Origin of the sequence: Bradyrhizobium sp. IC4059, assembly GCF_020193615.1 — a bacterium.
Taxonomy (GTDB): Bacteria; Pseudomonadota; Alphaproteobacteria; order Rhizobiales; family Xanthobacteraceae; genus Bradyrhizobium; species Bradyrhizobium yuanmingense.
This window is the reverse complement of sequence record NZ_JADYVH010000017.1, coordinates 53,534-66,133: the sequence shown is the minus strand read 5'-3', so window position 1 is coordinate 66,133 and position 12,600 is coordinate 53,534. Positions and strand designations below refer to the sequence as shown.

Here is a 12,600-nt window from a genome sequence, read left to right as displayed (position 1 = left end):
CGCGCATGAGCACCTTCGCGCTGCAACCCCGCAGGATGATGCTGATCAGCCTCAATATCGAGGCGATCGCGCTCGCAGCCTATCTGGTCCGGGATGCCTTCGGCGGTATGATGCGGTACTACACCAGCATCATGCATTTGGACGCGCTTTGGTTCGTGCCGGATGGCATTGCGCTTCTGTGCCTGGTCCAGTTCATCGTGCATTGCATCTTGCGCAATCGCAGTATCATGGCTGCAGTTGTCCTCGTGCAGATCATGCTGTCGCTGGTGCTCGGCTACTTCATGCTGGGGACGGTCAACGCGGCGATGTCGTCGTTTAAGATGATGCTCCCGGTGTTCGTCGGATTTTGTTTCTGCGACACCAGTCTGGGCTCCTACAAGAAGTTGCTGTCGGTCATCGCCGCGACGTTCTACCTCTCGCTGATCGGCGTGCTGCTGACGAAATTCTACTTCATGCCCTGGGTCGGATACAAATATGAGTCCTTCGGCGCCGTTCGTGAGGCGGGTCGCTTATGGTGGGCCTATGGCGGTGACGATCAGCGTCTCACGGGCTTTGCTGCCGAAAGTACCATGGCGGCCTTCTTCATACTCGTGTCCTTCGCAATTACGTCGATCCGTAAGAGCACGATTTGGTGCCTTCTGTACGGCTCCCTTGCGGTCTACATCATCCGTCTGACGACCAGCAAGACGACCATGATCGTCCTCGTGCTCTACTTGATTCTGCTGGTGTTCGTGCGGATGCTCCCGGAGAAGTCGCGCTTCACCGCGATACGGAACATTGCATTGTGGTCGTTTGCCGCGATCCTGGTGCCGTTCTTCATGATCGTGCTCGCTTCGGGTACCGCCGCGGTGCCGCACACGACCCTGTTCAGCATCGTCGACCGCATCAACAACAGCTGGCAACTGCCGTTCGTCTACCTGAGCCAGCTCATGCCCGTTGGTCTCGTGACCGGCTGCGGCGTGGGCTGCTTCAACTATCCGCAGAAGCTGTTCTCGCCGCTCGCCGCCTTCTGGGTTCCCGTCGACAATTTCTACATCGGCACGTATCTGATGTTCGGACTCCCGTTCGTCGCATTCATGGTGATGGTATTCCGGGCGACGTTCGGCACGACCGACGTCTACAAGCTGACGCTGATCTTCGTCGTCAACTTGTTCACGATCACCGTTCTGAATTACGGCCCGGCGTCCGGCCTGCTGATCATCGCGTTGAGCTTCAGCGAGGTGTTCTCGCGGCGCGCGACCACCGCGCGGGCGGGCGACACCGTGCCAATCATCGTACGGCCACCGATGCCGTCATTAGAAGGCTTCCGCCCGGATGTACCGGCGGCGAGCGGAAGCAGGTGAGAACGAACAATGCATAAACGGCTCGCATTCATCGACACGCTGCGCGGCATTGCCGTGCTGGCCGTCCTGGTCCAGCACGTATTCGAGGTCATCCTGGAAAAGCACCCGACGGGTGTCTATTACGGGCCCCTCCACGACATATTCGGCTACTACATGAACTTTGGCCGGTTCGGGGTCGTGTTGTTCTTCTTCGTGAGCGGCTTCGTCATTCCGTTCAGCTTCCCGGACAGCGCCACGCCTGTGCGCGATTTTACGATCAGCCGCTTCTTCCGGCTCTATCCGGCTTATTGGACTTCGATCGTTGTCGGGCTCGTGTCGGTGCAGCTGCTGGATTCGAAGAGTTTTCCGCTGGGGCAGATCGCCGCTAACGTGACGATGTTGCAGACTTTCGTGAACGTCCCGAATCTCTGGGTGTTCTATTGGACGCTGGCGATCGAACTCTTGTTCTACGTCGGATGCACCATTCTCTTTGCGATGGGGCTGCTCAACCGGCGCTTCACGGCGGTGACCATCGTCGTTGCCGCCGCGCTGGTGGGAACCACAGCTGCACTTTTCGTTGAGAGCAGGGCAGTCTCCTCGGTGATGGAGGTCGGCTTGAACCTCTCGGCGATGTTCCTGGGCAAGATCATCCGCGACACCGTCATTGGCGGCAAGCTGCGGTGGACGCATGTGACCGTCTGCACGCTTCTGTATGCGGTCTTCGCCGCCACCCTGTCCGACCGGCGGTTCGGCGGCGTGTATCACGAGAATTTCTTCTACAGTTATTCGATCGGATCGGCCTATATCTGCGCGGCGCTTGTCTTCATCGGCTTTGCCGTGTTCGGCGAACGGATGGCCTGGCGCCCGATGGCATTCGTCGGCGTGATCAGCTATTCGGTCTACCTGATGTCGCCGTTCGTGATCGTCTACGTCCACCGCCTGGTATGGTTCGGCGACGGACCCCTCGGATGGTCGATCTTCCTGGTCGTCATCCTGGCATTGTCGATCCTCGTCAGTTGGATGACATACACGTTCATCGAGAAGCCCAGCATTTCCTTCGGGCAAAGATTCCGCTCCGCGCGAAGAAAGCCTGTCGTCCTCGAGCCAGTGCTCAGCACCCAGGGTGCCGCAGAGTGATCAAGGCACCTCACCAGCCGGGCGCCGCCTATGATGGATCGTTCCTTCCTTCGGTCCAGGGCCTTCGTGCCATCGCGGCGCTGAGCGTGCTGATGGATCATTTCTACGACATGCCGAAGGCAGGCATGTACGACATCCCGAATCCCGGTTTTCTGCCGCCGCTCTGGCCCTGGCTGCAGTCGGTGATCAATGTCGGCGGGCACGGTGTCGAACTGTTCTTCATGATCAGCGGCTTCCTGATCCCGGCCAGTCTGATACGCCACGGTTCGCTATCGCGGTTCTTCTTCGACCGCGTCCTGCGCATCATGCCGGTGTTCGTCGTGCTGCATCTTGCGCTGTTCGCGATCGGGCCGATCGTGGCCTACAAGTTCTTCCGCGGGATCGATCTCACCAGCTATCTCGGGATCTTTGCGGCCAACCTGTTCTTCGTGCAGGACGCGCTCGGCCTGCCCATTGCCCAGCAGAATGCGTGGACGTTGACCTATGAGTGGGCATTCTACATCTGGTTTGCGCTGACATTCTCGATGTGGCGCGCCGGCGGCAGGCTGCTGGCTGCGCCTCTGATCCTGCTGGGCGTGGCCTGCCTGATGCGCTGGCCGATCACCGCGTTCTTCTGCATCGGGATGCTGTTCAGCGCGACGGGATTTCGCATTTCCATTCCCGGACGGCTCGGTCTGGTCGCAGGGCTCGTCTGCGGGGCCGCGCTGTATGCGAGCCTGGTGCTGTTTCATCCGTTCGTGGGCCTCATTCCCGGATTTCTGCTGTTCGCCATGGTGCTCGCCCCGGAATCAGGCCTCGGGAAGGCCCTGAGCACGCCGGCGCTCCAATATATCGGCAAGATCAGCTACAGCCTCTATCTCGTGCACCCCTTCGTGCTCTTCCCCTTGCAAGTGGTTGGCCTGAAGCTGGTTGCCGCCGGCGTCGACCGCTGGTTGCTATGGGCGGCTTTCATCGGACTCGGGCTGGTGATGTCACTGGCTGCAAGTGCGATCAGCTATGAACTGATCGAGGTCCGGCTGAGGCGCTTGCTGGACGGCGCGTTCCGCAGCACGTTCTTTCGACCGCTGAAAGTGGGGCAATCGGCTTGAGAAAGCGCGTGTCGCGCTCACTTCACGCTACGACCTGCGAGCCTGTGATAGGATCCAAGCAACCGTTCGGCAATGTGGTCCCAGTTCAGAGGGCCGGCCGCGGTCTGCCGCGCGCCGTCAGCCAACGTTGTGGCGAGTGAATTCGACGTCAGCACGCGCTCGAGTGCATCGGCGAGCGCAGTGGCATCGCCGGGAGGGACCAGGAGACCATTGACGCCGTCCGTCACGACGTCGGGAATGCCACCGGTGGCGCTGGCGACGACGGGACGCGCATTCCCATAGGCGGATGCGAGCACCCCGCTTTGTGATGCATCCTTGTAGGGCAAGGCAACCACCGTAGCAGATTGAAATAGACGTCCGGTATCCGCAGGCGAAATGTAGGCATTGATGGTCTTGACCGTCGGCATTGCCTCCATCCGGGCGCCGAGCCGTGTCATCTCGGGGCCGCGCCCGGCGACGATCGCTTCATGCGCGACGCCGCGCTGGGCCAACATGTCGATCGCGTCGATGAAAACGTCGAGGCCCTTGTAAGCCCACATCCGTCCAAAAAACAGGATGCGTCCGGATTCGGGCTCGGTGAACGAGCTTTTGGCCGGCGGAACCATCAGCACGCCGTGCATGCTGGAAACCGTCTCGCCCTTGAAGTCGGGCGAGGCGCGATGAAAATCTGCAATGCAGCTCTCGCCGTGCGTCGTGACGATCGAGGCGGCCGCACGCATGCGTCCGCGCCAGGCATCTTCACGGGGCGAGGTGCCGGAGCCGCCCTCCGAGTGCGGGATAGCATCGTGAACGGTCAGTACCAAGGGAATGCCGAGCGGACGCAGGAGCTGAATCAGCTTGGACGTGTAGATCTCGGGAACTTCGTGACAATGGATCACGTCCGGGCGGAAGGAAATTATGTCGATGAACGAGGCAGGGATGCCGATTGCGCCGCCGCGCCGCAGACTGAGGTCGCGAATCCGTGTCTCGAACGGCGCCGTCACAGCGATATCGGCAAGCTCCCATTGCTGGTTCGCGTCTTTGCGGTTGAGCACAAGCCGAACGTCGCAATGATGCGCCAGTCCCGATGCGAGCCGGTAGGAATATTCCGCAAAATGCGGCGCGTAGATGGCCACGCGAAGGCGCTTGGCCATGTTAGTTCTTTCCGCTCCAGAGGTCGATCGGGAATGCACTCATCAAGGCACGATGATCAAAGTTGAGGCGCGCAGCTCCCCCCATCTCGCGACCTTCGTCAATACTCGTCGCAAACTCGACGGCGAACCGGCCGGTGCCCTCATAATAGTCATGATACTTGAACTCGGCCTCTCCGCTGCTCAGCCGTACGTATCGAGCCGGTATCCCGAATGCCTCGGCGACGATGATGCCGTGGAGCGAGCTGGCCAGAACCAGTTCAGCTTCGAGAATGGCGTCAATTCGCCGGTTCCAGGATCCCAGCGGTGAGACCACCGTATCGGCGGCAGGGTCGACGAGACTCAAATCGTGCAAATTCGGAACAAACACCCACGGCTTCTTGGCAGTAGGGCGAAAACGATTTGGAAACAGCTGCGGAAGCAGCAACGCCGGGTCTCCGAACACTTCGGGAACCGCGATGCCCCGGCGCTGCAGAACTTCCCGGGTGCGGGGGCCGCGCACCGCTCGCACGTCCAAATTCTGCACGCGGTGGTTGAGGTCACCTTGGCCGGGGCGTCCGTTTACGCCGCTTCCCCAGATCACATCGCCATTTCGCGCGTAGTGGAGCACGGAGCCGATCGCGAACAAGCGCGCTTGCCGCGGCACCTCATCGGCGAGCGTATAGCCGAATTGCCGCAAGAGATGGTCAACGACAACGATCGAAAGATGATCACCGAAATTGATCGTTCCGTCGTCGGGACGCCAGAAGAACAAGTCCACGTGCGGATAGGGCAGTTGATGAATAAAGTCGCAGCCGACCTCGTTGATCAGCCGTCGTAGATTGCCTCGAAAATTCATGCTGCCTCGGATGTAGCTGCTTTCTTGCCGTAGTGTCCTCGTAAACAAGGCGACTATTGGACCATGGCAGCCAATGGCTCATCGACGAATGTCGACCTAACCCCGAATTGTGACAGGCTTCCAATTGCGCCACGAGATTATCAAGCCGCGCTCGATCGTTTCGGGCGTCATTTGGTCGGCGCTCGATTCCGCGGTCGGGCAGGCGCTCACGCTCGCAATCTACATGATCATGGCGCGGCTGCTGTCGCCGCAGATTCTCGGCATCGTGGCAACGGGAGCGCTGGCGCTCGAGTTCTGCCGGGCAGTCCTGATCGAGAGCATCGCGATTGCCGTCCAGGCGCGTCCCGATCCGAAGGATGAGGATTACACTGCCTCGTTTTGGCTCATCGCGGGCCTCTCCTTGTTTGCAGCACTCGCACTGTTCGCCTCGAGCGGCGCCATCGAACGATTCTCCGGTCTTTCGGATCTTGCCATCGTTCTCAAAGGATTTTGCATCGTGGTGGCCGTGCAAGGCCTGTCACGGACGCACGAAGCCTGGCTGACGCGCAATCAACTCTTTCGATCCCTCGCCATCCGTTCGCTTTCTTCAATCTCTATCGGCGGGGCGGTAGGGATCGCGCTGGCGATACAGGGATACGGGGTCGTTGCGCTGGTCGGACAGCTCGTCTCGACTTCGTTGATCTCGCTGGTCAGCCTTTGGATCCTGACGCCCTGGCGCCCTCGGCTCCGGGTCAGCCGGCAGGCTGTTATCGATCTGCTGAGCTATGCGCGCTACGTAGCGCTGACGGGAATCACGAACTTTGCCAATGCCAATTCCGATCTGATTTTCGTCACTTGGTATACCGGCGCCGCCGGCGCGGGCTTCTACAGCCTTGCCAAGCGCCTGGTCAACGCCGTGAGTACCGTGATCGGGAATGCGTTGAACCGAGTGTTCTTTTCGACCATCGCTGGCCTCCAGCATGACCGGGAAGCATCGCGTTCGACGCTGGTCGACTTCGTCAAATACACGTCACTGCTGACAGCCCCGCTTTTCGCGGGGATAGCGGCTCTGGCGCCGGATCTCATCGTCGGTTTCTTCGGATCCAAGTGGGGCGAGGCCGCCCCTCTACTCGCGATCATGTCGATCACCGGGTTCTTGACCACAATCGGCCTCTACAATCACTCGGTGATCCTGGCATTCGGCAAACCGCACTGGCAGACTTGGCTGACGCTGATATACGCGGTTTCGAACATAGCGATCTTCATCGTCGCTGCGCCATTTGGCCTTATCGCGATCGCTGTCGGCTACGTCGTTCGCGCCTTGTTGCTGTATCCACTGTCCGCCGGAGCCTCGATGCGGATCTTGGCGCTCGGCATCAGGCCCTATGCCGCGGCGCTGATGCCGGCACTTGCGGGCTCCGCGGTGATGGCGTGCGCGGTGGTTGCTGCCTCCATTACCATGCCGGCCACGTCGCCATGGCTGCGTCTCTCCGCGCTCGTGCTGCTTGGTTCTTCGGTCTATCTTGCCGTTGTCATGGCGGTCGCCCGGCCGGCCGTGGTGCGGATATGCCAGGAAGTCTGGGGTCGTGTGCGGCGATCGTCTAAGACCTAGCCAGAATTCGGCCTGCACGCACCAGTTAGCTTGCGTTGGCCGCCTGTCTGGCCTCGGCAAGATCGAGCGGCTCGGGCTTCGGGACGCGGGCTGATCTTGCCCCGCCAGGCGCAAGCCGGTTGATCAATCTTCTAGCGGGATCTTCGACGTAGCGATATGTCACGTCGGCAACGACTGTCAGAACGATGCAGCAGACCAATGCAAACACCGGAAACATGCTTGGCTGAAGTCCGAAATAGTGCCAGGCCGGCTTGAAGAGCAGGATCAACAGCACTTCGTGCATCATGTAGATGGCATATGACGTGTTGCCGAGGCGGCCGAGCCAATCTGAGCCGGGAAACCGCGCGAAGGCGCTTTCTCCCGTGGCTGTGACGAGGATCGCGAGAGAGAACAGTATGATTGCAAGGTCGGGCTTGGCAAAGAAGTTGAGAACCAGAACCGAGACGGCAAACAGCGCTATTCCGGCGAATGCAACCGGCTTCTTGCGATAGTCGCTCGAGAGCCTGAACAGGACGGTTAGGAGAATCCCGTTCAGGAAGCTCGGAAGCGCCCGTAACATCCCGAAATCGAAAGTTGCCCCGTACATCTGAGAGCGTTCCTGCCAGATCGGCAGGTGAGCATGGGCAAGGATGCCGTAAGAGAGCGCGACGATGATCGCCAGCATCAGCGGCGAGATCCTCCCGGCCAGCAGCATGAACAATGGGAATAATAGGTAACAGAACAGCTCGGCGCTGATGGACCAAGCCGGCGAGTTGAAGCTGAGATGATCTGTAATACCCCACGCCTGCACGAGGAAGAGGTTTTGAATGAAATCCGTCAAGCTCGCGTGCGAGGTCGGACCGGATATGCCCATGAGAGCAAGGACCGCGAATATCAACAATGTGAGCAGATGCAAGGGGTAGATTCGCGCGATCCGCCTAATGAGGAAGCGCGCATAGGAGCGCGGGCCTGTCGAGGTTGAAGGATAGGAGTAGGAAATCACGAACCCGGACAGGATGAAGAACATGTCCACGAACAGGCCATAGGACCCGTTCCAGGCCGGTGAGATGCCCTTGTCGATCAGCTTCAGGTGGAAGATGAAGACCCCGAGCGCGGCGACGAAGCGGTAGAAGTCGAGAACGACAAAACGTCTTGCTTCACTGACTTCCATCGGGGCTCGGTTTCCTTGCACGTTTCGTCGCTCTTCTAGAGACGAATTGTGACGCAAGTTCGCAAGCGCGGCGGCCGATGGCGGCACAACCCGACGATCCCTCCGAATTCATGGGGCTCATCCAATTGCGGATGGCAGAGAGCCCTTTGCTCATCGATGAGGCAGGCGCCCGACCAACGAGCGATCAGGGGCCGGGACATGGTCCCGGCCCCCAGCGACGTTGGCGCCCGTTTGGGCAGGTCTCACTGGCTCAAACGAACACGAAGTCGTGGCTCGTCAGGCTGGAGACGTAGACGTTCTTCAGCAGAATCGAGTCGGTCGCCGAGAACGTGATGAGCGCGTTCGTGCCGGACTGCGTGATCTGGAGCTGGCTGTAGTCCTCCGCCAGCAGTTTCGAGATCGCGATCGTGTCGTGCGTCGTCCCGCTGCCGGCCTGGAAGTTGAGGATCTGGTCCTGGCCGTGGTCGTACGCGATGGTCGTCGAGTTCGGCGCCGCCGAGAACACGTCATTGCCGGCCCCGCCCTGGATCGTCACGCCGCTGGCGACGGCCGTGACGTTATGGGTGCCATCGGACTTGGTCTGATCGATGAACTCGAGCGCCTTGGCGGTGTTGTAGCTCTCGTGCTGCGTGACGCCGGCCTGTCCGTTGAAGTTGAACAAGAAGACGTCCCTCGAGCCGTCGGCGTGGCTGGCGATCTCCTGGGTCTTGATGCCGGCACTGTTATAGATGTCGGTCAGCTTGCTGCCGTCATTGTTGATGACCTGGGTATAGTCCAGAGTGCCGTCGGCGTGGGTCCTTGTGATCTCGACGATCTTGCCCGAGGCATCGAGGTGCTGGTGCTGCGTCGTGTAGGACTGGCCTGTGATGTTGTAGTTCCAGTTGTCCGACGTGCCGTCGGCGTTCTTGATATAGGCAGCGGTCTTGATACCGCCGGTGTAGACCGTGGTGGAACTGTAGCCGTCGCTCTTGGTCGTCACCTCGCTGGTGATAATTCCTTTGGCGTCATACCAGCCCGAGGTCTTGGTGCCGTCGGCGCTCTGCACAAGGGTGAATGCCAGGCTGTCGTCGGCGTGGGTCCGCACGATGTGCGTAAGGAAACCGGTGGTATCGTAGGTATCGTGCTCTTTCGTGTAGTTCTGACCGATGACGTTGAAGAGATAGACATCCCTCGAGCCGTCGGAGTGATAGTCGGTTTGTGTCTTCTTGAGGCCTGAAGCGTCGTAATTGGTCACGACGCTGCCACCGTCGCTGCCGACGACCTGGGTATAGTCGAGCGTGCCGTCGGCGTGCCAGCGGGTCACCTCCGTCGTTTTGCCGGTCGGATCGAGATGCTGGTGCTGCGTGGCATAGCTCTGACCGGTGATGTTGTAGGTGTAATTGTCTTGGCTCAGGTCGGCATTGGTGATGTAGGCCGCAGTTTTCAGGCCGTTGGTATAGACCGTTGTCGAGCTGTAACCGTCGGCCTTCGTGATCACCTCGCTGGTGAGGACCCCCTTGGCATCGTACCAGTCCGTTGTCTTGGTTCCGTCCTTGCTCTGCACCAGCTTGAACGCCATGCTGCCGTCCGCGTGCTTCCGGATCAGCGTCGTGAGGAAGCCGGTTGCATCGTAGACATTGTGTTCGGTCGTGTAGTTCTGGCCGCTGATGTTGTAGAGGAAGACGTCCTTGCTGCCATCAGCGTGGTACTCGGATTGTTTCGTCCGTACTCCCGTCGAGTCATAGATGGTGACGACGCTGCTCCCGTCGTTGTTGACGACCTGGGTATAGTCGAGCGTGCCATCCGCGTGCTTGCGGGTGACGGACGTGACCTTGCCGGACGGATCGATGTGCTGGATCAGCGTGGTGTAGCTCTGGCCGGTGATGCCATAGGCATAATTGTCCAGACTACCGTCGGCGTTCTTGATGTAAACTTTCGTCTTGACGCCGTTGCTGTAGAGGGTTGTCGAGGCGAAGCCGTCGGCCTTTTGGACCACCTCGCTGGTGAGGCTGCCGGCGGCATTGTACCAGTTGGTCGTCTTGGTGCCGTCGGCGGTCTGCATCAGCTCGAAGGCCAGGCTGCCGTCGGCATGCAGGCGCGTCAGGGTCGTGAGGAATCCGGTCGAATCGTAGACGTCGTGCTGGGTCGTATAGTTCTGGCCCTTGATGTTGTACGTCCAGACATCCTTGCTGCGATCGGCATGGTAGGCGGTCTCGACCTGTTTCACTCCCGTGGCGCTGTACAACGTGATCACGCTGCTGCCGTCACTATTGTAGACCTGGGTCGAGTCCAGCGAGCCGTCGGCATGGCTGCGGATCACCGAAGTGACCTTCCCCGACGCGTCGAGATGCTGCACCTGGGTGGTGAAGCTCTTGCCCGTGATGTTGTAGGTATAGTTGTCCTGCGAGCCGTCCGCGTTCTTGACGTAGGCGGCTGTCTTCACGCCGTTCGTGTAGAGCGTGGTGGAGTAATAGCCGTCGGACTTCTGGACGACTTCGCTCAGCAGGGTGCCGGCCGTGTTGTAGGTGTCGGTTGTCCGGGTTGCGTCGGTTCCGACATGAACGAACTTCGTCTGCACGCCGCCGGTGTAGCTGATCACGTCCTTGGAGCCGTCGCTGTGGACGATGGTGGTCGAGGTCGGCTGTCCGCTTGAATTGAGGCCGGTGTCGGATTTCGAGAGCAGCTTGCCGCTCGAATCGTAAGTCCTCGTGCTGGTCCAGGTCGCCGCCGAGTTCGTCACCGAGAACGAATATCCGCCCTGGATCTTCGAGAGCGCGTTGCCGTAATGGGCGATCATGTAGTCCATGGTCGCCTTCGACGCGACCTGCAGGACGTGGGAGTCGGTCAGGGTGATTGTCTGCAGCGCCGTCGAGTCGCTCAGATCGGACAGTTGCGGTACGATCTCCGCAGCCGTTCCGGTGACGCTGGTCCTTGTGTCCGGGGCGGGCGGCGTGGTCGGGGGCGCGTCGATCTCGATGATCACAGGGTGATCGCTGACCGGAATGGTGATGGTGCTGACGTCGGTGTAGCTGGCGATCGCTGTGGTGCCGGTCAGCGTGTCGTACACCTTCACGGTATGATGGACGGCGCCGAGGTTCACCGTCACCGTCTGGGCCGCATTGGACAGCTCGGTATCGGTGGCATCATTCCAGAGCTTCGGCTCGGCCCAGACGACGAGTTCGTAGGCGCCATTGCTCTTGCCGAGCACCATGCTGTTGCCGGTGGCCGGCATGTTGCTCAACGTGTAGTTCAATGGGTCAGTCGGCTGCAGGCCGCCCTTGCCGTCGTCGGCCAGAATGGTCGTCAGGTTGTGAATCGCCGTCGCGGCGAGCTTGGGCGTGCCGTCGGAATTGAACAATCCGAAATTGGCTTCCGGATTGGTGTTGGCTGCAGACGAGTCGCGGTCGAACAGCTCGTAGAGGTAAGTTGCACTCACGCCGGCCTTGTAGGCGACGACAAGCGTGTTCAGGATCGATTTGGCCTGCACCGTCTCGTTGGCGCCGAGATACTGGGTGTTGTTTTGCGTGGTGTAGCCGGTTTCCGTGATGACGACAGGCTTTCCCGGAGCCGCGGCCATGACGGCGCTCAGCGTCGCCGCAATGGAGCTGCTCGGATTGAGGCCGGTGCTGACATAAGCGTGGGCGTTGGCATAGTCGACCGAGCCCGACATGTTGCCGAGCTGGCTGTAGCCTTGCGGATCGTTGTAGGCCAGTGACAGATTGTAGACGGGGATGCTGGCGAGCGTCGCGTTGGCATTGACGGCCTGATAGAGCGCACTCTGGAACTGGGCCGCGGCCGAAAGGCTGGAGCTGCCATTGTAGCTGAAGGGCTGGTGATTGGCCTCGTTGAGCCCCTCGATGGCGGTGATGCTACCCGAATAGCTCGTCGCGAATTTTTGGAGCGAGGCGATGTAGTTCTGCAACCCGACCGTACCGGACTGGGGCAGCGCAGACGATACCAGAAAGTCGAACTTGTAGCCGGCGGCGGCCAGGCCCTCGACGACCGGCTGCGCAGCGGGGTTCGTGCCCATCGCGTCGCGGAGATGGGTGACGCCGATATATTCGAGGCTGTCGGCCATCAGCGCGAGGTTGTTGTAGCCGGTCCATCCGAAACCGGCGTGCGTGTTGACGCCGATGGAGTTGATGAAGCCGCTGGCGGACAGGATGGTTTGATCAGGCATTGCAAACTCGGGTTTCAGCGCGAACGAAATTGCTCGCAGGGATTTGCGTCGAAGCTTCTCTGTCGAGTGTGAATTTCAGATAAAAATCGAAGCTACAAATCGCGAGTGAAATGCGGTTCCTTGTGCAGGAACAGCTCGACTCGTGTTGCAGCAGAATGCTGATGCGATGCCCGTGCAGGATGGCG

8 protein-coding genes are annotated in these 12,600 nt (G+C 60.1%); 4 read left to right on the top strand and 4 right to left on the bottom strand.

All coding sequences use genetic code 11. The annotated features are described in order from the left end of the window. Positions 1-5 precede the first annotated feature (5 nt). The 3 genes from I6F12_RS34235 to I6F12_RS34225 are packed head-to-tail and all read left to right on the top strand — an operon-like array spanning position 6 to position 3,547. Positions 6-1,343 (top strand): hypothetical protein, encoded by a 1,338-nt coding sequence (locus tag I6F12_RS34235; RefSeq protein ID WP_225158274.1) that lies wholly within the window; start codon positions 6-8, stop codon positions 1,341-1,343. Between the two features lie 9 nt (positions 1,344-1,352). Then, positions 1,353-2,459: an acyltransferase gene (locus tag I6F12_RS34230; protein ID WP_126260563.1), complete on the top strand. Its 1,107-nt coding sequence runs from the start codon at positions 1,353-1,355 to the stop codon at positions 2,457-2,459. After that, complete coding sequence (locus I6F12_RS34225; RefSeq protein WP_225151646.1) at positions 2,456-3,547, top strand: acyltransferase; 1,092 nt, start codon at positions 2,456-2,458, stop codon at positions 3,545-3,547. The genes I6F12_RS34230 and I6F12_RS34225 overlap by 4 nt, the downstream gene beginning before the upstream one ends. A 17-nt stretch (positions 3,548-3,564) precedes the next feature. Here I6F12_RS34225 and I6F12_RS34220 read toward each other — a convergent pair whose 3' ends face one another. Both I6F12_RS34220 and I6F12_RS34215 read right to left on the bottom strand, forming a co-directional pair. Then, a complete protein-coding gene (locus tag I6F12_RS34220) occupies positions 3,565-4,680 on the bottom strand; it encodes a glycosyltransferase (RefSeq protein WP_225158273.1) in 1,116 nt (371 codons plus the stop codon). A gap of 1 nt (position 4,681) precedes the next feature. Next, entirely contained in the window at positions 4,682-5,515 is an 834-nt protein-coding gene (locus tag I6F12_RS34215) for a polysaccharide pyruvyl transferase family protein (RefSeq protein WP_157286757.1), read from the bottom strand. A 124-nt stretch (positions 5,516-5,639) separates the two neighbouring features. On the opposite strand from I6F12_RS34215, the gene I6F12_RS34210 reads away from it, so the two are divergent. After that, the gene (locus I6F12_RS34210; protein WP_051057156.1) at positions 5,640-7,106 is read left to right on the top strand and encodes a lipopolysaccharide biosynthesis protein; all 1,467 of its coding nucleotides are present in this window, start codon (positions 5,640-5,642) and stop codon (positions 7,104-7,106) included. A 25-nt stretch (positions 7,107-7,131) separates the two neighbouring features. Here the strand turns inward: I6F12_RS34210 and I6F12_RS34205 are convergent, their stop codons facing one another. Beyond that, complete coding sequence (locus I6F12_RS34205) at positions 7,132-8,343, bottom strand: acyltransferase (protein ID WP_225158272.1); 1,212 nt, start codon at positions 8,341-8,343, stop codon at positions 7,132-7,134. Positions 8,344-8,506: 163 nt separating this feature from the next. Then, positions 8,507-12,415 (bottom strand): RHS repeat protein, encoded by a 3,909-nt coding sequence (locus I6F12_RS34200; protein ID WP_225158271.1) that lies wholly within the window; start codon positions 12,413-12,415, stop codon positions 8,507-8,509. Between the last annotated feature and the right edge of the window lie 185 nt (positions 12,416-12,600).

Excerpts from the sequence above, each read along its gene's own strand:
- I6F12_RS34230 (WP_126260563.1), top strand. The coding sequence starts at position 1,353 with ATGCATAAACGGCTCGCATTCATCGACACGCTGCGCGGCATTGCCGTG.
- I6F12_RS34215 (WP_157286757.1), bottom strand. The coding sequence starts at position 5,515 with ATGAATTTTCGAGGCAATCTACGACGGCTGATCAACGAGGTCGGCTGC.
- I6F12_RS34220 (WP_225158273.1), bottom strand. The coding sequence starts at position 4,680 with ATGGCCAAGCGCCTTCGCGTGGCCATCTACGCGCCGCATTTTGCGGAA.
- I6F12_RS34235 (WP_225158274.1), top strand. The coding sequence starts at position 6 with ATGAGCACCTTCGCGCTGCAACCCCGCAGGATGATGCTGATCAGCCTC.
- I6F12_RS34200 (WP_225158271.1), bottom strand. The coding sequence starts at position 12,415 with ATGCCTGATCAAACCATCCTGTCCGCCAGCGGCTTCATCAACTCCATC.